Origin of the sequence: Marinobacter sp. DUT-1 (assembly GCF_050379415.1) — a bacterium.
GTDB lineage: Bacteria > Pseudomonadota > Gammaproteobacteria > Pseudomonadales > Oleiphilaceae > Marinobacter.
The window spans coordinates 58,904-82,674 of record NZ_JBNRLS010000003.1 but is presented as its reverse complement, the minus strand read 5'-3'; the positions used below and the strand labels follow the sequence as shown (position 1 = coordinate 82,674).

Annotated in this window: 24 protein-coding genes; 10 read left to right on the top strand and 14 right to left on the bottom strand. The window is 60.7% G+C overall.

Features of this window, described 5'->3' with window-relative positions:
- Positions 1–308 precede the first annotated feature (308 nt).
- From ACQUTG_RS10405 to ACQUTG_RS10390, 4 genes are all read left to right on the top strand, one after another.
- Positions 309–1,106: an alpha/beta fold hydrolase gene (locus ACQUTG_RS10405; RefSeq protein ID WP_428919336.1), complete on the top strand. Its 798-nt coding sequence runs from the start codon at positions 309–311 to the stop codon at positions 1,104–1,106.
- A 110-nt stretch (positions 1,107–1,216) separates the two neighbouring features.
- Complete coding sequence (locus ACQUTG_RS10400; RefSeq protein ID WP_428919335.1) at positions 1,217–2,305, top strand: SMP-30/gluconolactonase/LRE family protein; 1,089 nt, start codon at positions 1,217–1,219, stop codon at positions 2,303–2,305.
- A complete protein-coding gene (locus ACQUTG_RS10395; protein ID WP_428919334.1) occupies positions 2,302–2,775 on the top strand; it encodes an acyl-CoA thioesterase in 474 nt (157 codons plus the stop codon). The genes ACQUTG_RS10400 and ACQUTG_RS10395 overlap by 4 nt, the downstream gene beginning before the upstream one ends.
- Positions 2,776–2,873: 98 nt before the next feature.
- Positions 2,874–3,857, top strand: a complete 984-nt coding sequence (locus ACQUTG_RS10390) for an NADP-dependent oxidoreductase (RefSeq protein ID WP_428919333.1) — start codon at positions 2,874–2,876, stop codon at positions 3,855–3,857.
- A gap of 12 nt (positions 3,858–3,869) precedes the next feature.
- Here the strand turns inward: ACQUTG_RS10390 and ACQUTG_RS10385 are convergent, their stop codons facing one another.
- The 3 genes from ACQUTG_RS10385 to ACQUTG_RS10375 all read right to left on the bottom strand — a co-directional run bounded on the left by ACQUTG_RS10385 (position 3,870) and on the right by ACQUTG_RS10375 (position 8,587).
- Positions 3,870–5,747 carry a cation:proton antiporter gene (locus ACQUTG_RS10385; protein WP_428919332.1) on the bottom strand — a complete coding sequence of 626 codons (1,878 nt, stop codon included), beginning with the start codon at positions 5,745–5,747 and terminating at the stop codon, positions 3,870–3,872.
- Positions 5,748–5,767: 20 nt separating this feature from the next.
- Positions 5,768–6,559, bottom strand: coding sequence for a tRNA cyclic N6-threonylcarbamoyladenosine(37) synthase TcdA (gene tcdA / locus ACQUTG_RS10380; protein WP_428919331.1), 792 nt, complete (start codon positions 6,557–6,559; stop codon positions 5,768–5,770).
- Between the two features lie 252 nt (positions 6,560–6,811).
- Positions 6,812–8,587, bottom strand: a complete 1,776-nt coding sequence (locus tag ACQUTG_RS10375) for an acyl-CoA dehydrogenase C-terminal domain-containing protein (RefSeq protein WP_428919330.1) — start codon at positions 8,585–8,587, stop codon at positions 6,812–6,814.
- A gap of 237 nt (positions 8,588–8,824) precedes the next feature.
- Between ACQUTG_RS10375 and ACQUTG_RS10370 the strand changes: the two genes are divergently transcribed.
- A complete protein-coding gene (locus tag ACQUTG_RS10370; RefSeq protein ID WP_428919329.1) occupies positions 8,825–9,562 on the top strand; it encodes an SDR family oxidoreductase in 738 nt (245 codons plus the stop codon).
- A gap of 57 nt (positions 9,563–9,619) precedes the next feature.
- On the opposite strand, the gene ACQUTG_RS10365 is transcribed toward ACQUTG_RS10370, so the two are convergent.
- From ACQUTG_RS10365 to speA, 3 genes are all read right to left on the bottom strand, one after another.
- Positions 9,620–10,258 carry a ChrR family anti-sigma-E factor gene (locus tag ACQUTG_RS10365; RefSeq protein WP_428919328.1) on the bottom strand — a complete coding sequence of 213 codons (639 nt, stop codon included), beginning with the start codon at positions 10,256–10,258 and terminating at the stop codon, positions 9,620–9,622.
- On the bottom strand, positions 10,255–10,854 hold the full coding sequence (locus tag ACQUTG_RS10360; RefSeq protein ID WP_113863574.1) for a sigma-70 family RNA polymerase sigma factor: 600 nt from the start codon (positions 10,852–10,854) through the stop codon (positions 10,255–10,257). Before ACQUTG_RS10360 ends, ACQUTG_RS10365 begins: the two co-directional genes overlap by 4 nt.
- A 174-nt stretch (positions 10,855–11,028) precedes the next feature.
- Positions 11,029–12,939: a biosynthetic arginine decarboxylase gene (speA, locus tag ACQUTG_RS10355; RefSeq protein WP_428919327.1), complete on the bottom strand. Its 1,911-nt coding sequence runs from the start codon at positions 12,937–12,939 to the stop codon at positions 11,029–11,031.
- 201 nt (positions 12,940–13,140) lie between these two features.
- On the opposite strand from speA, the gene speE reads away from it, so the two are divergent.
- Positions 13,141–14,022, top strand: a complete 882-nt coding sequence (speE, locus tag ACQUTG_RS10350) for a polyamine aminopropyltransferase (RefSeq protein WP_428919326.1) — start codon at positions 13,141–13,143, stop codon at positions 14,020–14,022.
- A 104-nt stretch (positions 14,023–14,126) separates the two neighbouring features.
- A complete protein-coding gene (locus ACQUTG_RS10345; protein ID WP_410329209.1) occupies positions 14,127–14,318 on the top strand; it encodes a DUF6316 family protein in 192 nt (63 codons plus the stop codon).
- 116 nt (positions 14,319–14,434) lie between these two features.
- Here the strand turns inward: ACQUTG_RS10345 and ACQUTG_RS10340 are convergent, their stop codons facing one another.
- Both ACQUTG_RS10340 and glnK read right to left on the bottom strand, forming a co-directional pair.
- A complete protein-coding gene (locus ACQUTG_RS10340; protein WP_428919325.1) occupies positions 14,435–15,706 on the bottom strand; it encodes an ammonium transporter in 1,272 nt (423 codons plus the stop codon).
- A gap of 72 nt (positions 15,707–15,778) precedes the next feature.
- Positions 15,779–16,117: a P-II family nitrogen regulator gene (gene glnK, locus ACQUTG_RS10335; protein ID WP_091997389.1), complete on the bottom strand. Its 339-nt coding sequence runs from the start codon at positions 16,115–16,117 to the stop codon at positions 15,779–15,781.
- Between the two features lie 381 nt (positions 16,118–16,498).
- On the opposite strand from glnK, the gene ACQUTG_RS10330 reads away from it, so the two are divergent.
- From ACQUTG_RS10330 to trmB, 3 genes are all read left to right on the top strand, one after another.
- The gene (locus ACQUTG_RS10330; protein WP_343814460.1) at positions 16,499–16,753 is read left to right on the top strand and encodes an accessory factor UbiK family protein; all 255 of its coding nucleotides are present in this window, start codon (positions 16,499–16,501) and stop codon (positions 16,751–16,753) included.
- A gap of 51 nt (positions 16,754–16,804) precedes the next feature.
- Positions 16,805–18,337: a YifB family Mg chelatase-like AAA ATPase gene (locus ACQUTG_RS10325; RefSeq protein WP_428919324.1), complete on the top strand. Its 1,533-nt coding sequence runs from the start codon at positions 16,805–16,807 to the stop codon at positions 18,335–18,337.
- A 71-nt stretch (positions 18,338–18,408) separates the two neighbouring features.
- On the top strand, positions 18,409–19,140 hold the full coding sequence (gene trmB / locus ACQUTG_RS10320; RefSeq protein WP_428919323.1) for a tRNA (guanosine(46)-N7)-methyltransferase TrmB: 732 nt from the start codon (positions 18,409–18,411) through the stop codon (positions 19,138–19,140).
- Between the two features lie 14 nt (positions 19,141–19,154).
- Here trmB and ACQUTG_RS10315 read toward each other — a convergent pair whose 3' ends face one another.
- From ACQUTG_RS10315 to metX, 6 genes are read right to left on the bottom strand one after another with little or no spacing between them, the layout of a single operon-like run.
- Positions 19,155–19,688: a hypothetical protein gene (locus tag ACQUTG_RS10315; RefSeq protein WP_428919322.1), complete on the bottom strand. Its 534-nt coding sequence runs from the start codon at positions 19,686–19,688 to the stop codon at positions 19,155–19,157.
- Complete coding sequence (gene hemW / locus ACQUTG_RS10310; RefSeq protein WP_428919321.1) at positions 19,688–20,836, bottom strand: radical SAM family heme chaperone HemW; 1,149 nt, start codon at positions 20,834–20,836, stop codon at positions 19,688–19,690. The genes ACQUTG_RS10315 and hemW overlap by 1 nt, the downstream gene beginning before the upstream one ends.
- 4 nt (positions 20,837–20,840) lie before the next feature.
- Positions 20,841–21,440, bottom strand: coding sequence for an RdgB/HAM1 family non-canonical purine NTP pyrophosphatase (gene rdgB, locus ACQUTG_RS10305; RefSeq protein ID WP_428919320.1), 600 nt, complete (start codon positions 21,438–21,440; stop codon positions 20,841–20,843).
- 3 nt (positions 21,441–21,443) lie between these two features.
- On the bottom strand, positions 21,444–21,899 hold the full coding sequence (locus ACQUTG_RS10300; protein WP_428919319.1) for a DUF4426 domain-containing protein: 456 nt from the start codon (positions 21,897–21,899) through the stop codon (positions 21,444–21,446).
- Positions 21,896–22,501 carry a methionine biosynthesis protein MetW gene (gene metW / locus ACQUTG_RS10295; protein WP_428919318.1) on the bottom strand — a complete coding sequence of 202 codons (606 nt, stop codon included), beginning with the start codon at positions 22,499–22,501 and terminating at the stop codon, positions 21,896–21,898. The genes ACQUTG_RS10300 and metW overlap by 4 nt, the downstream gene beginning before the upstream one ends.
- Positions 22,498–23,646, bottom strand: coding sequence for a homoserine O-succinyltransferase MetX (metX, locus tag ACQUTG_RS10290; protein ID WP_428919317.1), 1,149 nt, complete (start codon positions 23,644–23,646; stop codon positions 22,498–22,500). The genes metW and metX overlap by 4 nt, the downstream gene beginning before the upstream one ends.
- Positions 23,647–23,771: the final 125 nt, after the last annotated feature.

Below are 23,771 nucleotides of genomic sequence, written 5' to 3'. Positions count from 1 at the left end.
TTTGCGATACAACGATAGCATCATCACATCAGGTTGGAGTAATGAATGCACACTTGATGGAGGTGTTGTATGGAACAGGAAATCTTTGTGCCCCATAGCGAGCAGGAACGCAAGAACGTGATTGCTCTCGCGGAATATCTGGACAGCATCTTCTACTGCTGATCAGACAGGCGTTCAGCCTATGACCTTAAGCCGGGGAACCCCCGGCTTTTTTTCGTCCCGACATTCGCCTGCCTTGCTCGCTGGGCTGGCAATGGTAATGTATCCGCTCCTAGAACAATCCTGTCCAATGCGGAGGCCGTCTGTCCATGAGTGTCGAGCTGAATCATCGAATTACCGGCGAAGGCAAACCCCTGATCCTGTTGCATGGCCTGTTCGGGTCACTGGAAAACCTGGGAGGGATCGCGCGCCGGCTGCAGGATGAATGGCAGATCCACGCCCTGGACGAACGCAATCACGGCAGTTCCCCACACACCGACAGCATGGACTACCCCTCCATGGCGGAAGACGTGCTTGCCTACATGGATGCCCAGGGGCTGGACAAGGCCTCACTCCTGGGGCATTCCATGGGGGGCAAAGTGGCCATGCAGGTGGCCCTGATGGCGCCGGAGCGGGTGGAGAAAGTGATCGTGGCGGATATCGCGCCGGTCAGCTACAAACCCCGCCACGATGCCATTCTCGAGGGGCTGAGACGTCTGGATCTGACCAGCGTGCGCTCCCGTCAGGCCGCCGACAAGCTGTTGGCGGAGTTTGTCGAGACGCCCGGCGTCCGGCAGTTCCTGCTGAAGAACCTGGAGCGGGTGCCCAGCGAAGAGCAGAGTGCTGATGGCCCCATGTTCCGGTGGCGGCTGAACCTGCCGGTGATCGATGACTGCTATGAAAATCTGGCCAAAGCCCCCGAGGGCGACGGCCCCTTCAACGGTCCGGTCCTGTTCCTCAAGGGCGCCGAATCCGCCTACATCCAGGAAAAGCACCGTGACCAGATCATGCGCCTGTTTCCTTCGGCCGAACTGCGGATCATCCAGGATACCGGCCACTGGCTGCACGCCGAGAAAGCCGATACCTTCGCCGCCCTTTGTCGCCGATTCCTTGAGAGTGAGGGCTGATGCCGGAGCTGTCTGGCATGGTCTGTTTTCATGGGCTGGCCCGCGTCTGCTATGGTTAGGCCATTGTCCTGGCGGGGAAATCGGAAAATAACAACAGGCGGACGCACTCTATGAAGTGGTTGTTGATCGGGTTGCTGGTGGTGTTTCTTTTGCTCGGCAGTTTTTTGCTGACGCCGTCGCCCATTGACAGCAAGGCCTGGGAGCCTCCCTCGCCACCACCCCTGACCGGCATCCTGGCGCCCAACGAACGGCTTCGGCTGGCGGACCTGCTGGCCCGCGGTCAGGTGTATGGCCCGGAAGACACCACGGTCGGGCCGGACGGCGTTCTTTACAGCGGTACCCAGGACGGTTTCATCGTCCGGGTCTTTCCGGACGGTCGCATCGAAAAGTGGCTCGAGACCGGCGGCCGGCCCCTGGGGATGGTGTTTGACCGCGAGGGCAACCTGATTGTTGCGGACGCCTGGAAAGGCCTGTTGTCGATTGCCCCGGACAAGACCATAACTGTGCTGGCCCGCGAAGCCGGGGGCACCCCGTTCCGGTTTACCGACGATGTGGACATCGGCCCGGATGGCACCATCTATTTTACCGATGCCAGTTCGCGCTTCCATCAGCCGGACTACAGGCTCGACCTGCTCGAAATGCGCCCCCATGGACGTCTTCTGCGTTATTCCCCCCGCACCGGGCGGGCCGAGGTCCTGCTGGGCAACCTGCACTTCGCCAACGGTGTCGCGGTTTCGCCGGACGGAGATTTTGTCCTCGTCAACGAGACCTGGAAGTACCGAATCCTGCGCTACTGGCTGCAAGGCCCCCGGGCCGGTCGGGCCGAGGTGTTTGCCGACAACCTGCCAGGGTTCCCCGACAACCTGGCGGTAGACAGAGATGGCCGTTACTGGGTGGCATTCCCCACACTGCGGAACGCGCAGGTTGATGCCCTGCATCGGACGCCCTGGCTCAAGGACCTGGTTGCGAAGCTGCCGGACAGCCTGAAACCCGCCCCCCAGGAGTATGGTCTGGTGGTGGCTTTCGACCGGGACGGCAATCCGATTACCAGCCTGCACGATACCCGTGGCACCCACCTGCAGGAAATCACCTCGGTGAACCCCCATGACGGGGTTCTATACTTTGGTTCACTTCACAACGACCGTATCGGGCGGCTACCGTTGCACGCCATTCCGGGGCTCGGAGACACTGACGAATGACCGCCGAACAGAACATTGACTGGGATCTTCCGGATCCCTTCACCCTCGAGATTACTGTGCGTGAAGAGGACACAGATCGCCTCGGGCACGCCAATAACGTAGTGTACGTCCGCTGGCTGGAGGACATCAGCTGGGCCCACATCGAGACTCTGGGCATGACCTGGGAGCTGCACGAGAGCACCGGCAAGGCCATGGCGATCACCCGTACCGAAATCGATTACCTGGCCTCTGCCAACGCCGGGGACCGGCTCATCCTGGGTACCTGGCTAACCGGATTTGACGGGCGCTTCCGTTCCTCCCGCCAATTCCAGTTGGTACGCCCGGCGGATGGCAAAACCCTGGTGCGGGCCGTTTCCACCCACGCCTGCGTCAACATGAAAACCCAGCGACCCTCCCGTGCGCCTAAGGAATTTGCCGAGATTCTGTTGTCCGCCTCGGTCAGTGGCGGCAAGGGCCTGGCCTCGAACTGAGCTTACCCGGGGGCGGTTTTCTGCTAGTCTGAAAGCGTCTGCCTCTGTAAGCACCGACAGTTACTATCGATTGTTACCACCGATGTCTGGAGAGACCCATGGAATCCACTAACGAAAACAAAATCGACACTTCCATGCGCCACGTGGTTTATGACCGTTTTGGTGAACGGGATGTTCTGCAGGTGGTGGAAAGCCCGGTGCCGGAACCGGATGAAGGGCAGGTGGTAGTTCGGGTTCACGGTGCCGGTCTGAATCCCATTGACTGGAAGACTCGCAAGGGTCTGGGTTTTGCGGCGCGCCAGATCGAGAACTCGCTGCCCTGGACGCCCGGCTATGATGTGGCCGGCGAGGTGGTTGCTGTGGGCGACGGAGTTACCACCCTGGCACCCGGTGACCGCGTGATGGGCATGGTGGGGTTCCCGGCCGCCGGCGGAGGCTACGCCGAGTATGCCCTGGCCGCAGCCGATGAATTGGCGATCGTGCCGGAGGAACTCGACCTGGTAGCGGCCGGAGGTGTGCCCCTGGCGGCACTGACCGCCTGGCAGGGGCTGTTCGAGATGGGCAAGCTGGAATCCGGACAGAAAATCCTGATTCACGCCGGTGCCGGTGGGGTTGGCCATTTTGCAGTCCAGTTTGCCCTGGAGCGGGGTGCTCATGTGATTGCCACCGCCTCCGCGCGAAACCGTGACTTTCTCGCGGAGTTGGGCGTTCATGAAGTGATCGATTACCACACCACCGATTTCGCCGATGAATGTTATGGCCTGGACATGGTGCTGGATCTGATGGGCGGAGATGTGGGCAAGCGGTCACTGCATACGCTCGGTGAGGGCGGTGTTCTGGTGACCATTCCCACCGTGACGGCTGATGAGATTATCAGCACCGCCGAAGAGATGGGCCTGCGGGCCCACGGTATGACCGTGCGTCCGGATGTCTTTCACCTGGAGGAGATCGCCGAGCTGATCGAGGACGGCGATGTGCGGGTGCACGTTGACGGCAGATTTACCCTCGATCAGGTGCGGGAAGCCCACGAAGCGCTTGAGGGCGGACATGTTCGCGGCAAACTGGTGCTGGATTGCCGCTGAGGGCCGGAGCCCTCAGCCCTTTTCTTCCGCGTTCGCGGAGTTTTCCGTCTCCGCCTTCGCGGCTTTTCCGCCGTTGTTTTTCTCCTTGCGTTCCTTTTGCGGCTGAGGCGGTACCAGGCTGATCAGTACCCAGTCCTCCTCCGGTTTCAGGTCGTCCATCTTGCAAACCGGCGAGATGTAACCCTTGCTATCAAACACGAACAGTACCAGGGCCTGGCGCTGGTATTTCTCCAGGAAATCCTCGTAACTGAATTCCTCGCTCAACTGGGTGGTTCTCACCGTGTAGCCCTGGCTGGCCAGGCTGGCCAGCTTTGCGTAGCTGACGCCATCGAACAGACCCCGGGTCATCTGGATCTTTTCTGCCGTCTGGTGGCGCGCCTTCTGGTCCTGGTCTCCCTCGGCCAGACTGAACACACAGTTCTTCCCGAACCAGTCCAGGAAATGATACGTGGCCAGTGAATTCATGTGCTTATATGGGGAAATGACCAAGAGTTTGCCAATGCCGGTCAGGTCCAGGTGGGTCGAGGCGTGTTCGGACACCGGATTGCCGAAGTAAACCTGCAGATTGTCCATCCGGGCCTGGCGAACATTCTCCCAGTTGGTATCGGCCAGGGTGACCGGCACCTCATGCTTCTTCAGTGCATGGGCAATCATTCGGGCGACATTGTTGGCGCCCAGGATCAGGAAGCCGAATTCGGCCGGTTCCGCGACCTTCAGCAGCCTCGCCAGAGGACGAGCGGTCAGGCTCTGCAGGGTGACCGTGGCAATGATCAGCATGAATACCAGCGGCACCAGTGTGCCGGCACTGTCATAGCCGAGTTTCTGCAACTGGAAAGCGAACAGCGCTGAAACCGCGGCCGCCACGATACCGCGGGGGGCTATCCAGCTCAGGAACAGCTTTTCCCTGAGGTTGAGTTCGGTGCCGATGGCCGACAGAAAAATGCTCAATGGGCGGGCAACCAGCATCAGGGCGGCCAGAACCACCACCAGGGCCCAGCCCAGCTCTGCAATGGCCGAGAATTCCACCCGTGCGGCCAGGATGATGAACAGGGCGGAGATCAGCAGGACACTGAGGGATTCCTTGAATTCGAGGATGCTGTCGATGGGTACCCGCTTCATGTTGGCCATCCAGATACCCATGATGGTGACGGTAAGCAGACCGGACTCGTGGGCCAGTTCATTGGAAATGGCGTAGACACCGAGCATGAAGGTCAGGGTGCCCGCATTGTGCAGGTACTGGGGAATCCAGTGTTTGCGCAGCACCAGGCCGTTGAGATAGCCGGCAACCGCCCCGATAAGAAAACCCACCAGCAGGGTCTTCCCGAAGATATAGAGGGAGTGGCTGAAAACGTTGCCCTGACCCCAGGAGACGATGCCCTCGAATACCAGCACTGCGAGGAGCGCGCCCACCGGATCGATGATGATGCCTTCCCAGCGAAGGATGTTGGCCAGTTTGGACTTCGGACGGACCGATCTCAACAGGGGCGCAATCACGGTAGGGCCGGTAACGATGGAGATTGCACCGAACAGCAGTGCCACTTCCCAGGATACCTCGAGGGCCCAACGGGCCACCAGGGTGCCGATGATGCAGGTGACGATGGAGCCGACCGGCACCAGATTGCGCACCATCTTGCCGTGGCCGCGAATTTCCTCGTAGCGCAGAGTCAGACTGCCCTCGAACAGGATGATGGCCACCGCCAGTGAGATCACCGGGAACAGCAGGTCCCCGAAGACCTGTTCTGGTGCCAGGAAGCCGAAGAGCGGTCCTGCGGCAATACCGCCGGCCAGGAGGAACAGGATAGCCGGCATTCGCACCCGCCAGGCCAGCCACTGGCAGAACAGGGACAGAACGCCGATGCTGGCGAGAACCATGACAGTGCTGAGAGGCATAGGTTTTCAGGTCCTTTGAATTACAGGTTGGCGCGCCGGGCAATACGGTTGAGCAGGCGCGAGGCCGCGATAAACCCGAAACTGGCGGTCACCGGGCTGGCGGCCCCGAAGCCGGAGGCGCAGTCCAGCCGGACCGGGCCGTTGCTGGCCGGTTTCTGCAGGCACACTTCACCATCTCCCGCAGGATACGTGAGCTGCTCAAGTGAGTATACGGCCTCTACGCCAAATCGCCGCTTGGGGTTGCGGGAGAAACCGTATTCCCGCCGTAACAGGTTGCGGACCTTCGCAAGCAGCGGGTCCTGGGTGGTTTTGGCAAGGTCGGCCACCTGGATCTGGGTCGGATCCATCTGGCCACCGGCTCCGCCGGCACAGACCAGTAGAAGCTTGCGTCGCTGGCAGTGGGCGATCAGGGCGGCCTTGGCCTTGACGCTGTCGATGGCATCCACCACTCCGGTCATCTCGGGGGTAACCAGTTCGGCGACATTCTTGGGGGTCAGAAAGCCAAAATGAACCCGTACCTCGGCATGGGGGTTGATGGTCCTCAGGCGTTCGGCCATGGCGTCGGTCTTGGTGCGACCATATTGTCCCTCCAGGGCGTGTAGCTGCCGGTTGGTGTTGGATACACAGATGTCATCCATGTCGATCAGCGTCAGGGTACCGATACCGCTGCGGGCAAGAGCCTCTGCGGCCCATGAACCGACACCCCCGAGGCCGATGATGGCGATGTGTGAATTCCGGAATGCGTCCAGGGCACGGCGGCCATAGAGCCGCTCGATCCCCCCGAAACGAAAAGCATAATCGTCCTCGGACATTCAGCCTCCGTCAGTAGCCGGTCCTTGCCGGCGCGAATCAAAGGACGCAATTGTAACCCAGGCATCGAAGGGAGACGAAAAGCAGGCATAAAAAAGAGCCACGCGGGGGCGTGGCCTTGAAGATGGCCCTGTCCGAGCAGGACATGGGCCGGACTAGTTCAGAGACACTAATCAACGGCTCCATTATTGATTTTCATCAGACCCGAGAGAAGGTCACAACGTGCCATTTGCCGGTCATTTCCGGTCAGACGGTCAGGCCATCCAATGGTGGTCGGAGAACGCCATCAGACTGTCCTTGCCGCTCTCGATATCCCTGAGCAGCCAGTCGATTTCCGGCAGCAGCTTGTCGAAATAAAAGCGAGCGGATACCTGCTTGCCTTCGAGCAACGGCTTGTTGCCCCCACCGCTGGCAAGTTGCTCGCCGGCGACGCCGGCCATACGTGACCACAGGTAACCAATCACAGTCAGGGCCATCAGGCGCAGGTAGGGTGTCGCTGCCGCACCAGCCTGCTCCGGATCTTTGGGGGCATTGTTGGCAAGCCATAGCGTGGCCTGTTCGAGTGCCTTGACCGCGTCTTTCAGTCGCTCCCGATGGGGCGCTTCCGGGTTGTCCTTGAGGTAACCGGTAAGTACCGCAAACAGGGTGCGCACCAGTTGGCCGCCTTTCAGCGACAGCTTGCGGCCCACCAGGTCCATGGCCTGGATGCCATTGGTGCCCTCGTAGATGCGGGCGATGCGTCCGTCACGCACCAGCTGCTCCAGAGGCCAGTCGGTGGTGAAGCCGGAGCCGCCGAGGACCTGCAGACCGGTGTTCGCGTTATTGAAGCCCTCGTCGGTAAGGAACGCCTTGACCACAGGGGTCAACAGCTGCACCAGGTCGTCTGCGGACTCGCGGAGTCCGGCATCCGGGTGGGCCACGGACAGGTCGAGCTGATGGCCGGTGAACAGGGCGAGGGCACGCATCCCTTCATTCAGCACTTTCTGACGCATCAGCATGCGCCGTACATCCGGGTGCACAATGATTGGATCGGCCGGGCCGTCCGAATTCTTCGGTCCACTGAGGGACCGGCTTTGCAGCCGCTCCCGGGCAAAGCCGAGGCTCTCCTGGTAAGCCATCTCCGCAAGGCCAAGCCCCTGCATGCCGACCATGAGGCGGGCCTCGTTCATCATGGTGAACATGGCCCGCATGCCGTCATTGGGTTCGCCCACCAGCCAGCCCTTGGCGCCTTCAAAGTTCATCACACAGGTGGCGGAGCCCTTGATACCCATCTTGTGCTCGAGCCCGCCACAGAAGGCCGGGTTGCGCTCGCCGGAATCCGGCAGGAACTTGGGTACCACGAACAGGGAAATGCCCTTGGTGGTATCCGCCGCACCGGGCAGCTTGGCCAGAACCAGGTGTACGATGTTGTCGACCAGATCGTGTTCACCGCCGGTGATCCAGATCTTGGTCCCTTCCAGGCTGTAGCTGCCGTCATCGTTGGGTGTGGCGCGGGTACGGATCAGGCCCAGGTCCGTGCCGCACTGGGGCTCGGTCAGACACATGGTGCCGGTCCACTCACCGGAGATCAGCTTGTCCAGATAGGTCTGCTTGAGTTCCCCGGAACCATGGGCATAAAGGGCGCTGATGGCGCCGTGGGTCAGGCCCGGATACATGCCCAGGGACAGGTTGGTGGAGCACACCATTTCATCCACCACGAACTTGAGTGTGTGGGGCAGTCCCTGGCCGCCGAACTCCAGGGGCGCGTCGAGGGCGGTCCAGCCGCCTTCAACAAACTGGCGGTAGGCCTCTTTGAACCCATCGGGTGTTGTCACGCTCCGGGTTTCCGGATTGTACTGACAGCCTTGCCGGTCACCGGTCTGGTTGGTGGGCTGGATGACTTCCGCTGCCAGCTTGCCGGCCTCGTCAATCACCGCGGACATCAGGTCCGGGGTGGCGTCGGCGTACTTTTCCAGCTCGTGCAGCTTGTCTGCTCCCAGGACATCAAACAGCAGGAAGCGAAGGTCATTCGCGGGTGCCTGGTATTGCATGGACGCTCTCCTCGTCGTTTTCAGGTCAGTCAGACTGGATATGATTGTTCCGGGCCTCGCAGCCCGGTACTCGTCTTCAAACTGGTGATTCATACGACTGTTTGAACGCTTTGGTCTTCACTGATCGGACAAAAAAGTAGCGCAACTTCATAAAAAAAACGTATCGACCTGTTGGGTTCGATCAATGGGTTTTTCCGAAAACCCTTTGATAATCTTTTCAGTCAGTTGGAGCTCATCATGAAGCAGGTTTTGATTGCAGGCGTCAGCGGGGCGATTGGTTCTGCGGTGGCGAGCCAGTTACTGGCCACGGATCCGGAACGGACCGTTTTGGGTCTGTGCCGGAATCCGGATGCGCTGCGGGAACGGATTCCGGACAGTCGCTTGCGACTGGCGCACTGGGACGCCCAGACAAGCAGCGTGGAAGAACTTGGTACTAGCCTGGCGGAGATGCTGGGGCGGGATGGCGAGCTGGACACCGTGATCTATACTGCCGGCCTGCTGCATGACAGCGAGGTCTTTCCCGAGAAACGGATAGAGGAGCTTGAGGTCGAGGCGATGGCGCGCTCCTTTGCCGTCAACTGCACCGGTTTTGGTACTGTGATGCGGGCGGCTATCCCCTATTTGCGACATCGCCGGTTCAAGCGGATTGCGGCTATTTCCGCCAAGGTGGGGTCGATTGAAGACAATCGGTTTGGCGGGTGGTACGCCTATCGTTGTTCGAAGGCCGCCCTGAATATGCTGGTCAGGAACCTGTCTGTTGAGTTACCAAGGCGGTGTCGGCCCGTGAGCTGCGTTGCCGTGCATCCCGGTACAACCGAATCGGGACTCAGCGAGCCATTCCAGCAGTCACTGGCGAGTCTGCAGGTGCACAAGCCCGGGGAAACTGCGGCCAATCTGTTGAGGGTGATCGGATCACTGGAGGAGGGGAGTAACGGTCGTTTCTATAGTTGGGATGGCAGCGAGTTGCCCTGGTGAAGTTGGATTTTGCACCGCCCCGAAGCGCGAAGCGGTGCGAGATATGAGGGTAGCTAGCTATCGGATAAAGGGGTTGAGAAGGCGGGTAAACGTGCCGGTCAATTTCACCGGAGCGCTGAGCACAGACAACGTAATGCAGTCCTCACACCCAACCGCAACGGGCTTGTGCTCGTCCTGTTCATTGAGCACGACGAAATCCCACTGGTTGAACACACCATTCTGGTCAGCGAACGCGCCCTGCAGGACAATTGTGGTTTCATTGCCCCGATGGGTGTGAGCCGGCGCTTTGCCTCCGGCTACCAGCTTCTGTAAAACCACCTGTTCGCTCTGCCCGGGAAATTTCTCGCTGATATCCAGCACGCTGACATCACCCAGCTGTCTTTTCCAGGGCAGTTCGTTCAGATCCTCCCCAAGCAGCTTCTGCAGCGCACTCATCCTCGGCGCAGCCGGTTGGGCCGGTTCACTGGTGGGCTCACTGTCAATGCGCGACAGGATGTCGTCGAAGATGCTCTCTGAGACACTGACCCGGGGCTGCTCTTCCATCATCACGGCGCCCAGGCTGTCCAGCGTGTCTACACGGCTCCGGCAGTGCGGGCACTGATCCAGGTGGAGCCGGATGCACAGGGCATGGGGCTCGCTCAGGTTTCCTGCGCTGTACTCCATGAGAGTCAGGCTGTCGGGATGGTGCCGTGTCATACGTTCTGATCCTGCAAAATCACTTTCAACTTGTTCAGGGCCAGGCGAACCCGGCTTTTCACCGTACCAAGGGGGATGTTCAGCTCGTCCGCAACCATCTGGTGGGACTTGTTCTCCATGTAAACCTTGGCAATCACTGTGACCTGCTCCTCGGGCAGATGACTCAGTGATTCGCGGATTCGCCGCTCAGACATAAGACGGTGCAGAGAGGTAACCGGTTCATCCTCGTTGTCGCCGGGGATCTGCCAGAGGTCCTCGGTCTCAACCAGCATCTCGGCGCTGGATCTCTGCATCTTGCGCAGCATGTCGATGCGTTGGTTACGGGCAATGGTGAAGATCCAGGTGGAGGCCGCCGCCTTGCGCCAGTCATAGAGACAGGAGCGCCGCCAGATCGAGACAAATACTTCCTGCACCAGTTCTTCCGCGTGACTGGCCAGGCCGTTGGCCATGGCGTAATACTTGATCTGCGGACCAAAGTGCTCGAACAGTGCGTGGTAGGCCTCGCGGTCCTGGTGTTTGCCCACTTTGTTCAGCAACTGGCTCCAAGGATCCTTTCGGCCCTCGGCTTTTGCTGGTTTCGGATCCAGTGTTGTCACCGGACGCTCCTTGACAGTCGCATGGCTTGAGCTTGTTCTGGTCATCATTCTATGCACTCGTCGCGGGTTTGTCAGTCGCAGGATTTACGAGGGCACGAGGGGACCGGATCAGTAAGACCACAAAAAAACGGAAAAGTTTTCCGTTGCGGCCCGGGTGTCCGAACGCACCGGTGGTTATTCTTCGAGGTAGGTGTAGCCTTCCAGTCCCGCGGCCAATTCAGCCAGCAGGGCCTTCTGTTGGCTTTCTGACAACTCGCTGGCGGAGAACTTCCGACGATACGCTTCCAGCAGCTGCTCCGGCTCGAAATTCACATAGCGTAGCACCTTGGCCACCGTGTCACCCGTGATGGGTTCGCCGATGGCATAACCGCCCTGGTCGTCCAGCCGGACGTCCACGGAGTGGGTATCGCCGAACAGGTTGTGCATGTCGCCCAGTATTTCCTGGTAGGCGCCAGTCATGAAAAAGCCCATCAGCAGCGGCCCTTCGCCATTTTCTTCCGGCAGGGGCAGGGTGGTCTCGATACCCTGCCCGTCCACGTACTGGTCGATACGGCCGTCGGAATCGCAGGTGATGTCCTGGATGACGGCACGCCGGGTCAGGGGGCGGTTCAGGCCGTTGATCGGCATCACCGGGAAAATCTGGTCGATGCCCCAGACATCCGGCAGGGACTGGAACAGCGAGAAGTTTACGAACAGCTTGTCGGCCAGCTTTTCGTTGAGCTCGTCAATGATTTCCCGGTGGGCGCGGTTGGCGCTGTCGAGTCGGCTCTTGAGTAGCCGGCAGCACCGGGTATAGAGGGTTTCAGCCTGGGCCCGTTCGGTCAGTGACAGCAGGCCGTGGGCAAACTGGCTGTGCACTTCGGCCATGGCATGCAGCACGTCGTGGTAGATCTCCGCCAGCGAGCGGGGGGATTCGCTGTCCTCAAGGCTGGCCAGGTCGCGCCATAGATCGTGCAGGGGCGCCGGTGCTTCTGCCTCCGGTTCGATGGGGGTGCGGTTGTCTGGCTGCTCCCGGTCGATGACGTTGGTAACCAGCACCGAGTGGTGGGCGGTCAGGGCTCGCCCGGACTCACTGATGAGGTCGGGGTGCGGAATGCCCTGGCGGTCGCATTCGGCCTGGATTACATGGACTACGTTGTAGGCGTATTCCGACACGCTGTAGTTCATGGAACAGCTGCTGCGGGAGCGGGTGCCTTCGTAATCCACGCCCAGGCCGCCGCCGATATCCACGGTTCCGATGGGTGCCCCCAGGCTGTGAAGCTCGGCATAGAAGCGGGCGCATTCCTTCAGCCCGGTCTGGATATCCCGGATGTTGGCAATCTGCGAGCCAAGATGGAAGTGCAGCAGTTGCAGGGACTCGAGGGCGCCGGCGTCGCGCAGGGTTTCCACTACATCCAGGACCTGGCTGGCGGAGAGGCCAAACTTCGATTTCTCGCCCCCGGTGTTCTGCCAGTTGCCCTTGCCGATGGTAGCCAGGCGGGCACGGACACCGATCAGCGGGGTCACCTCAAGCTCCCGGGCCTGCTCCAGAATCAGGGGCAACTCGGATTGTTTCTCGACCACGATAAAGACCTGATGCCCCAGTTTCTGGCCAATCAGGGCAAGACGAATGTATTCACGGTCCTTGTAGCCGTTGCAGACAATCACTGAGCCGTTCTGGCGGGACATCGCCAGTACCGCCATCAGTTCGGGCTTGCTGCCCGCCTCGAGGCCAATCTGGCCGGCGGAGGCGGCGGGTTCTGCCGCCAGAAGTTCTTCCACCACCCGGCGCTGCTGATTGACCTTGATCGGGTAGACCGCAGTGTAGCGACCCCGGAAGCCCTGATCCGTGGCAACGCGGTTAAACGCGTTGCAAAGCGTGTTGACCCGATCATGAAGGATATCTGTGAAACGGATCAGTACCGGCAGCTGCACTCCGGACTGGCTGAGGCTACGGGTCAGTTCGGGCAGGTTGATGGCAGCCCGGGTGCGGCCCCGGTCCGGTCTTATCAGGACCTCACCCTGCGGGTTGACGCCAATGTAACCGTCGCTCCAGTGCGCGATGTTGTAGACCTTGTGGGCAGGGGTGCCGCTGGCTTCGCTCATGCTTGCTATCCTGTCAGGAAACCGGGCCGGACGGGTGCCGGGAATATGGGCGCCATTGTAGGGCCAACATCCGTTGGCTAAAAGAACCGGATGTGGAAAATACGTGCTTCCGGGACGGTATAAATGCTTTGGCGGCCGGGATCCCGGCCCTACAATACGCCCCTTTCAACATAGCCCATGGTGCACAGCGGGAGGCAACACATGACAGCATTGAACGAGGGATGGTTTACCGAGGTCTTTCAGGATCAGGGTACGGCTTTTTCCCTGCAGGTGAAAAAGAAACTGCATGAAGAACAGACGCCGTTCCAGAAACTCGAAATCTACGAGACCGAAACCTTCGGCAACCTGATGGTGCTGGATGGCTGCGTGATGCTGACCACCCGTGACAACTTCCTGTACCACGAGATGATGACCCATCCGGCCCTGTTCACCCACAAGGATCCGAAAAAAGTGGTCATTGTCGGGGGGGGTGACTGTGGCACCCTCAAGGAAGTGCTGAAGCATCCGGGGGTGGAAGAAGCGTGGCAGGTGGAAATTGACGAGCGGGTGACCCGCATGTCCGAGAAGTATTTCCCGGAACTGTGTGAGGCGAATGATGACCCCCGGGCCAACTTCTTTTTCGGTGACGGTATCCAGTGGATGCGTGATATCGAGCCCAACAGCGTTGATCTGATCATCATCGACAGCACCGATCCGGTCGGCCCCGCCGAAGGCCTGTTCGCCCTGGATTTCTACCGGGATGCCATGCTGGCGCTCCGGGAAGGCGGCATCATCGTGCAGCAGAGCGAATCACCGCTGCTGCACACCGACACGATCATCAAGTCGATCCATGAGGACATGCACAAAGCCGGTTTCGAGCATGTGCAGACCTTGCCGTTCCCTCAGCCGGTCTATCCCACGGGCTGGTGGAGCTGCACCATGGCCAGCAAGACCAACCCCCTGCGCTACTTCCGCGAGGAAGACGCGGGTAACCGCCCGTTTGTCACCCGCTACTACAACCCGGGCGTTCATCACGGTGCCCTGGCCATGCCCCAGTTCATGCTGGACGCCCTGGGGGACCCGGTTATTCCCGGCGAGGCGTGACGCAAAAGTAGACACTTCCTGAGTCTGATCTAGACTTTAGGCAGTGATCGCCTTTCGATCATTCACGTTGGTTTTAGCCAGAGGAAGCTGTAGAGGAAGTCTTTATGGATGTACGCAAGGGAGAGCAGGAACGTCACTGGTTCCGAAGTAAGCGTTTTGAGGTGATCAACGGTCAGTGGTATTTCCAGACCCGGGAGGGAACCATGGAGGGGCCGTTCGACAGTATGAAGGAGGCGCAAATGGAGTTGCTTCTATATCTTCGCCACGCTGACGATGCCTTGTACCAGAGTGTCTGAATAAAGAAGGGGTCAGATGAAAGCTTTCACCTGACCCCCGTGTTCACTTCAGGTTCAAATTCGCGACCTCCGGGGTCAGATGAAGGACTTCATCTGACCCCTCCTTCACAGCGGCCTTACTGCTTGCCGCTGACAAACTCCGGATAGGCTTCCATACCACACTCGGACAGGTCCACACCCTCGTACTCGTCTTCCTCGCTGACCCGCAGGCCGATGACTGCCTTCAGGATACCCCAGACAACCAGGCTGGCCACGAAGACCCAGATGAAGATGGTGAGCGCGCCGATGATCTGGCCGCTGAAACTGACGTCACCGTTGGTGACCGGCACCAGCAGCAGGCCGAGCAGACCGCACACACCGTGGACGGAGATGGCGCCCACCGGATCGTCGATGCGCAGTTTGTCCATGGTCACGATGCTGAGCACTACCAGGACACCGCCGATGGCACCGAAGAGTGTCGCCGTCAGGGCACTCGGAGTAGACGGCTCGGCAGTGATCACCACCAGGCCGGCCAGCGCACCGTTCAGCAGCATGGTCAGGTCGGCCTTGCCGAACATCAGGCGGGCTGTGATCAGCGCCGCAACCGCGCCACCGGCAGCCGCGGTGTTGGTGTTCAGGAACACCATGGCCACGGAGTTGGCGCTGGCGATGTCGCCCAGTTTCAGGACAGAACCGCCGTTGAAGCCGAACCAGCCCATCCACAGGATGAAGGTGCCGAGGGTAGCCAGCGGCAGGTTGGCACCCGGGAACGCGCGGATCTCGCCGTTCGGGCCGTACTTGCCTTTACGGGCACCCAGCAGGAGCACGCCAGCCAAGGCCGCAGCCGCACCGGCCATGTGCACGATACCGGAGCCGGCAAAGTCACTGAAGCCGAGGTCACCCAGGTTGTACATGCCGAACACAGAGGCACCGCCCCAGGTCCAGGCACCTTCCATCGGATAGATGAAGCCGGTCATGAATACCGCAAAGACCAGGAAGGCCCAGAGCTTCATGCGCTCAGCCACCGCACCGGAAACGATGGACATGGCTGTGGCAACGAAGACCACCTGGAAGAAGAAGTCAGATGCGCCGGAGTAGATGGAACCACCCTCGAAGCCATCCTCACGACCGGCGAAGTCGCCCAGCACACCGGCAACGTCCACGTCGGCAATGCCGGACAGGAAGATGCTGCCGCCGTACATGATGGCGTACCCGCAGACCAGGTACATGATGCAGGAAATCGCGAACAGTGCGACGTTCTTGGTCAGGATTTCAGTGGTGTTCTTGGCTCGCACCAGGCCGGATTCCAGCATGGCAAAGCCGGCGGCCATCCACATGACTAATGCGCCGCACACCAGGAAATAAAACGTATCTATAGCGTATTGCAGGTGAAAAAGATTGCTTTCCATTTGAAGCCCTCCGCACAAGGCTCTTCAGGTTATAGGTTTTTTGCGTTGGCTGACTGAGTGGTCAGGTCAGGCTCAGACCGCTTCTTCGCCGGTTTCACCGGTCCGGATGCGGATCGCCTGTTGCAGTTCGGTCACGAAGATCTTGCCGTCACCGATCTTGCCGGTGTTGGCTGCCTTGGTGATCGACTCGATAACCTGGTCCAGCAGGTTGTCGCCGATGGCGATCTCGACCTTGACCTTGGGTAGGAAATCCACCACATATTCAGCGCCACGGTAGAGCTCGGTGTGGCCTTTTTGCCGACCGAAGCCTTTGACTTCAGTGACGGTAACGCCTTGAACGCCAATCTCGGATAGTGCCTCACGGACATCATCCAATTTGAAAGGCTTGATGATCGCTGTCACAAGTTTCATTGCTTTCTCCTTGGTAAAGCCGTCCCAACAGTGAGGGCCCGTCGGCCGATTGTTGAGTTCGGGATGCTGCCACCTCGCACACCAATTGTGCGGATTGCGTACTGGTGTTCTAGCATCGGGTATGCCAACGCAAAAAATTCATTTTAAAACAAAAGGATATATATTGCCTGTCCCAGATTGGCGCAAAAGCGTGCACCAAAACAGGGCCACTCATCGCCCGGCGGTCCATTTTGGAGCCATTCGCCGTGCGGCGACGGCAGCCATTATATAGCTGACAGGCAACAGTATGGCAGGCCCGCGTGTGTGATACACTCCCGGAACTGCTTTTTGGTGGCCGGCGCAGGCCGGAATCCGCAAGATTGGGAACCAGTGAGGTAATACGTGAAAGGTCCGCAGGATATACTCTCTCAGCTACAGGGCCAGTTCGGTCAGTTCGTCCCCGATATGGCCCGTGCCGCCCGGGAAGACTTTGAAACCCAGGCCCGAGCCACGGTCATGTCGGTCCTGTCGCGCCTGGAACTGGTGACCCGGGAAGAATTTGATGCCCAGCAGGCGGTACTGATGAAGACCCGGGAAAAGGTGGAAGCACTGGAATCCCGCGTCGCCGAGCTGGAACAGAAACTCCAGGGCAAGTAATGCCCTGTTGGTGGGCAGGATGCCCGCCGGAACAAACCATGGAAGGTGATTATGCTTGCCGTTGTCCATTCCCGCGCCAGCATTGGCGTGTCGGCTCCCGCGGTTACCGTGGAGGTCCATCTGTCGGGCGGCCTGCCTGCCCTGTCCATTGTCGGATTGCCGGAAACCGGTGTCCGTGAAAGCAAGGAGCGGGTGCGCAGTGCGCTGCTGAACGCCGGTTTCGACTTCCCCGCCAAACGCATTACCATCAATCTCGCTCCAGCCGACCTTCCCAAGGAGGGTGGGCGCTTTGACCTGCCGATTGCCCTGGGAATCCTGGCAGCCTCCGGGCAGATTCCGGAGCAGAGCCTGCAAGACTGCGAGTTTGTTGGCGAACTGTCCCTGGATGGCGCTCTTCGGCCTCTCAAGGGTATTCTTCCGGCCGTGCTGGCGGCCAGGAGTGAGGGGCGCCAACTGCTGGTACCCCAGGCCAACGCCGAAGAAGCCGCGCTGGCAAGCCGGGATGATGTGCTGGCGGCTGCCCACATTCTGACGGTGAGCGAGCATTTGTCCGGCCGTGCCCGGCTGGTTCCCATCCCCGGCGCGACCCGGGAGCAGGCCTCGGGCGACCGCCAGCCGGTGGCCGATCTTTCCGAGGTCCGGGGTCAGCAGGTGCCCCGCCGGGCGCTGGAGGTGGCCGCAGCGGGTGGCCATAACCTGTTGCTGTTTGGTCCTCCGGGAACCGGCAAGAGTATGCTGGCGAGTCGATTGCCCGGCATTCTGCCGTTGCTGACCGACGACGCCGCCATGGAAGTGGCGAGCGTGCATTCGGTGGCAGGACTGCCGGTTCGGGAGGGGCGCTGGCGGGAACCGCCGTTCCGTGCACCCCATCATACTGCCTCGGCCGTGGCCCTGGTGGGTGGCGGCAGCAGCCCCCGTCCCGGTGAGATCTCCCTGGCGCACCGTGGCGTACTCTTCCTTGACGAATTACCGGAATTCGAGCGGCGGGTACTCGAGGTGCTGAGGGAACCGATGGAGACCGGCGAAATTGCCATTAGCCGGGCTGCCCGGCAGGTGCGTTTCCCGGCCCGGTTCCAGGTGGTGGGGGCGATGAACCCCTGCCCCTGTGGTTACAGTGGTCATCCTTCCATCGACTGTCAGTGCACGCCTTCCCAGGTGATGCGATACCGATCGAAGATCTCGGGGCCTTTGCTGGACCGTTTCGACCTGCACGTGGAAGTGCCGGTGCAAAGCGGCGAGGTGCTGATGCAATCGGGTACGGAAGAGGAAACCAGTGCCTCGGTGCGTACCCGGGTGGAGCTTGCCCGGGTACGACAGCTGGAACGGGGGCAGCTCAACGCCCTGCTGTCCGGTCGTGCCCTGCAGGACGCATGCCGCCTAGATGCCGACAGCGAACGGATGCTGGCCGGGGCCATGGAACGGTTGGGGCTGTCGGCCCGGGCGCTGCATCGTATTCTGAGGCTGGCACGCACCCTGGCGGATCTGGAAGCGGCGGAGACGGTGTCCTATGCCCACCTTGTGGAAGCGCTCGGTTACCGTCAGTTGGATCGGCAGCAGGGCCGGCACTCGGTGGTATCCGCCTGAACCGACGGACTCTGGTAAACTGTGGCCCAGATTGTTAACCAGAACCCGCAGCCTGCGGTAAAGGATTCCAGATGACTGACCAGAATGAACCGCAAGACCAGAAGGAAGCCGCGGATTCGCCGGTAACCACCCGCCGTGGTGTCCGCAGCTTCGTGCTCCGTCAGGGGCGTATGACCGAGGGCCAGAAGAAGGCCTTTGACCGGGGCTGGGCGAAGTATGGCCTGAGCCGCGAGGACGGCATGATCGATCCCCGCGAAGTATTTGGCCGTGATGCCATGCTCAACCTGGAAATTGGTTTCGGTATGGGCCAGTCCCTGGCCGAGATGGCCGAGGCCGCGCCGGAACAGGATTTTATCGGGGTGGAAGTGCACCTGCCGGGTGTTGGCGCACTGCTCAAGGAAATCGAGGACCGGGGCCTGGAAAATATCCGGATCTACAACATCGATGCCAATGATGTCATCGACCTGTGTCTGCCGGATGCCTGCCTTGATCGGGTCATGGTGTTTTTCCCGGATCCCTGGCCGAAGAAGAAGCACCATAAGCGCCGGTTGATTCAGCCCGAGTTTGTTCAGCGCATCCGGCACAAGCTCCGGGTAGGCGGCGTGCTGCATCTGGCGACTGACTGGGAAAACTACGCCGAGCACATGATGGAAGTGATGGGCGAGTCGGAAGGCTTCGCCAATGCCGGCGAACCGGGTGAGTTCTCTCCGCGCCCGGATGATCGGCCGATCACCAAGTTCGAGAAGCGCGGTGAGCGTCTGGGCCATGGCGTCTGGGATCTGCTGTTCCACCGCACCAACTGATTCCCTTTGCCGGGTCAGCCGTGGGCGAGAGGATGTCGCCGGGCGGCCCGGATGATTACCAGGCCGGCCACGCCCAGGGTCAGGCCGGTAAACTTGATCAGCGCACAGAGTGTGGCGGAAAGGCTGACCACATCAGTGGGTGGGTTGAAGTTGTTCAGCAGCAGGATGTTCTCGGTGACATCCGCCGCGCTCGCTGCCACAAACAGTGCCCGTACCCAGCGCCCGACGACCCGCTCCCGGACGCCGGGCCGGTCCCGCATCAGGTGGCGGGTGAGGTGCAGCAGTGCCAGCAGGTAAGCCGCGATAAAGAAGAAATCGAGCCACAGGGAAACCCGGGCCCAGAGCAGGCCTTCGGAGCGCCAGCTGCGAAGGATGGCATGAGCCTGGTCAGCAGTGGCAGCGAACTGGAAACTGACAATGCCCTGGGGCGCAGAGCCGGTCTGAAGTGGCTGATTGACCAGTATCAGGCCCCCCAGCAGGATTACGGCGGTGATCAGACTGGTCTTCAGCGTTTTTGGCAAGGCTGCCCATCCATGTGCCGGGTCCATCAGAGAAAACGCTCCAGCAGGCTGTTGAGATATCGCTGGCCAAGCTCCGTTGCCTGCAACCGGTGGCTCTCCAACAATCCATCCTTACGTAATTGATCAAGTTGTACCCTAACTGACCCCAAGGGTAAACCCGTTCGTTCCGCAAACAGCGATTCTGCCACACCGGCCTTCAGCCGCAATGCGTTCATCAGGAATTCCAGCGGCCGCTCGTCCGGTTCAATGGCTTCGACCCCGGCGGTGCGACTGCCAATACGATTGAGATAGGCCTCCGGCTGACGGGTTTTCCAGTAGCGCCGGATGCTGCCATCCGCCAGGCTGACCTTTCCGTGTGCGCCGGCACCCAGCGCCAGGTAATCGCCGAACGTCCAGTAATTCAGGTTGTGCCGGGAGGCTCGTCCGGGCTGGCACCAGGCCGATACTTCGTAGTCCTCGAAGCCGTTCTCCCGCAGCAGGTCAGCGCCGGCCCGGTAGATGTCCCAGAGCCGGTCATCGTCGGGCAGATTCGGCGGGCGACTGTAGAATTCCGTGTTCGGTTCCAGGGTCAGCTGGTACCAGGAAAGGTGAGGCGGCGCATGGGACAGGGCTTCGCGCAGGTCCGAGAGGGCCTGAGCCGGTGTCTGTCCCGGCAGGCCATGCATCAGGTCCAGATTGACGTTGTCGAAGCCGGCAGTTCGGGCCGCTTCAACGGCGCGATGGGCCGAGTTGCGATCGTGGATGCGCCCAAGCACTCGCAGGTGTTCAGGGTTGAAGCTCTGGATGCCGATGGAGAGCCGATTGATGCCGGCCTGCCGGAACGCCTCGAAGCGGCCCTGTTCCAGGGTGCCGGGGTTGGCTTCGAGGGTGATCTCCGCATCCGGCGCAAAAGCAAGCTTCTCCCGAAGCGCTTCGAACAGCCGGAAATAGAAATCGCCCGTCATCAGGGAGGGCGTGCCGCCGCCGATGAAAACCGTCTGGATGGCCCGGTTCCGAACCAGCGTCAGATCCTGCTCCAGATCCTCCAGCAGCGCTGACAGGTATGCCTTCTCGGGAATGTCGCCCCGGATTGCATGGGAGTTGAAGTCGCAGTAGGGACACTTGCGCACGCACCAGGGCACGTGGATGTAGAGGCTCAGGGGCGGGTTCACCGCCACCGGGGTAGTGGCGGACATGACCTCAGAGCTCCACCTTAAGGTGTTCCACCAGCTGGGCAAGGGCGCGGCCCCGGTGGCCGATGCGGCCCTTTTCGTCCCGACTGAGTTCTGCGGCGCTGCAATTGTGTTCCGGCGCGAGGAAGATGGGGTCATAGCCGAAGCCGCCACTACCCCGGGGCTCGCGCAGAATCCGGCCCGGCCAGCGGCCATGGCAGACGATGGGAGTCGGATCATCAGCATGGCGCAGATAGACCAGTACGCAATGGAACTGGGCCCCGCGATCTTCATCGGGGACGTCCTTCAGGGCGTCGAGGAGGGCTTCGACGTTGTCCGGGTCGGTGGCATCTTCGCCGGCAAACCGGGCCGAGCGGACGCCGGGCAGGCCGCCCAGGGCGTCCACCGCAATGCCGCTGTCGTCGGCAAGCGCTGGCAGGCCGGTTTCCCGGGCAGCGTGCCGGGCTTTCAGGATGGCATTCTCAACAAAGGTAACCGCCGGTTCCTCGGCCTCACCCACACCCAGCTCGCCCTGGGCGATTGGCGTCAGGCCCAGGGGCGTGAGCAGTTCGGTCAGTTCGGCAATCTTGCCCTTGTTGTTGCTGGCGATGACGAGTTGTTGTGCCATGATTCAGTCGCTGAACAGGGTATGGGCAAACCGGACCGAGAGGTCCTGCTGGTAGCCGGTCGGGCGGGCGGTAATGTTGAAGGTCATCAACTCGCCGGCGGGGTACTGGTACTCGGCGATGAAATAGACCGCATCGCCTTCCTGGATACGACGGAACGCCAGGAAATTGACCTGTTGGATGTCGTTAGTGACCTTGCCTTCTACCTGGCCGCTCACAGGTTTGAGGGTGCCGTTGTCCTGCTCCTGCATGATGGAGATATTGATGATGCCGATGCCCTTGCTGCGTTGGAGGTTGTTGGCACTGGCGACCTCGGGCGACAGGAAGGTGCTCGGCAGCACGCTCCAGTGCAGCTGATAATCGCCGAAGTCCTTGGAGCCGGCTGCCTGCGCCTGCAAGCCAGCCAGGGTCAGGAGGGTGGCCGTCAGAAAGATTGTGAAAATCCGGAGTTGTTTGATCATTGCTCGTTCTCCCGTGTGATGCGGTAAATGGCAATCTCCCCCAACAGGTTAGGCCATAATCGGGCAGACCAGCTGTTCTGGTGCTGGCCGTCCACCACCCGTCGGCTCTTGATCCTGATGCCCTTTTGACGGCACAGGGCCTCGAAATCCTTGAAGGTGCAAAGGCGGATGTTGGGGGTGTTATACCATTTATACGGCAGTGCCTCGGATTCGGGCATACGGCCACTGAGCGCCAGGCCCCAGCGCAGCCGCCAGTGGGCGAAATTGGGAAAGGTGACAATGCCTTCCCGGCCCATTCGCAGCATTTCATCCAGGACCTTGTCGGGGCGGCGGACGGCCTGCAGGGCCTGGGTCATCAGTACGATATCGAACATGCCGTCATCGAAGTTATCCAGGCCCTGGGTGTCCAGGTTCTGTTCGATTACGGCGACACCCCGGCTCATGCAGGTGGTGATGTGGTCCGGGTTGATTTCCAGACCGAAGCCGGTGGCCTGGCGTTCCCGCTGCAGGAAGTCGAGCAGGGTGCCGTCACCGCACCCCAGATCCAGGACGTGATGCCCGGGTTTGACCCATTGCTGGATGATTTCGAGGTCAGGTCTCATGCGCCTACCTCCCTTGCTACCCGGTCCATATAGGCGGTGAAGATATCGGTATACCGTGGCGTGGGGATCAGGAAGGCATCGTGCCCCCAGGGCGCGTCAATCTCGGCGTAGCTGACTTTCTTCCGGGCGGAGATCATTGCGTTCACCATCTCTTCCGAGCGCTGGGGCGTAAACCGCCAGTCAGTGCTGAATGACAGTACCAGGAATTCACACTCGGCTGCCGCAATCACTCTCGACAGGTCGCCGCCGTGGTCATAAGCCGGGTCGAAGTAATCCAGTGCGCGGGTCATGAGCAGATAGGTGTTGGCATCGAAGGTCTCGGAAAACCGCTCGCCCTGGTAGCGCAGGTAGCTCTCCACCTGGAATTCGGCGTCATAGCCGAACTTGTAGGCTTCTTCCCTCAGCTCCCGGCCAAACTTCTCCCCCATGGAGGCATCGGAGAGGTAGGTGATGTGGCCGACCATCCGCGCCAGCATGAGGCCGCGGCGGGGCAGGGTGTCAAAGTCGTAGTAGCGGCCGCCATGAAACTCCCGGTCGGAGGTAATGGCCTGGCGCGCCACCTCGTTGAAGGCGATATTCTGAGCGGTCAGCCTCGGTGTGGAGGCAATCACCACGGCGTGCCGGAGTCGGTCAGGGTAATCGAGGCTCCACTGCAGTGCCTGCATGCCGCCCAGGGAGCCGCCAACCACCGCCGCCCAGCACTGGATGCCGAGTCGGTCGGCGAGCAGGGCCTGGCTCTTCACCCAGTCACTCACCGTAATCACCGGGAATTCGGGGCCAAAGGGCTTGCCGGTGGCCGGGTTCTCCGAATTCGGTCCGGTACTGCCGTGACAGCCGCCCAGGTTGTTCAGGGAAACCACGAAGAAACGGTTGGTATCGATGGGTTTGCCCGGGCCGATGCAGCTGTCCCACCATCCGGGTTTGCGATCGTCCATGCTGTGGTAGCCGGCGGCATGGTGATGGCCGCTGAGGGCGTGGCAGATCAGCACGGCATTGCTGGCGTCGGCGTTCAGTTCGCCATAGGTTTCCACCACCAGGTCGTAATTTCCCAGCTGCTGGCCACAGGCCAGCTCAATGGGAGTGTCAAAGTGGTAAGACTGTGGGGTAACTATCCCGACAGAATCCGCGGGCAGGGAATCGGGCATCGGCGCGACAGGTTCCTGGTTCGATCCGTAAGTAACTGGAACAGCGACAGCAAAGCCATCGCCAGCCCAGCAGTTTATAGCCGGGTGGGGATGGCTGCAACCGGGGCGGGTGTCAGCAGGCCGGG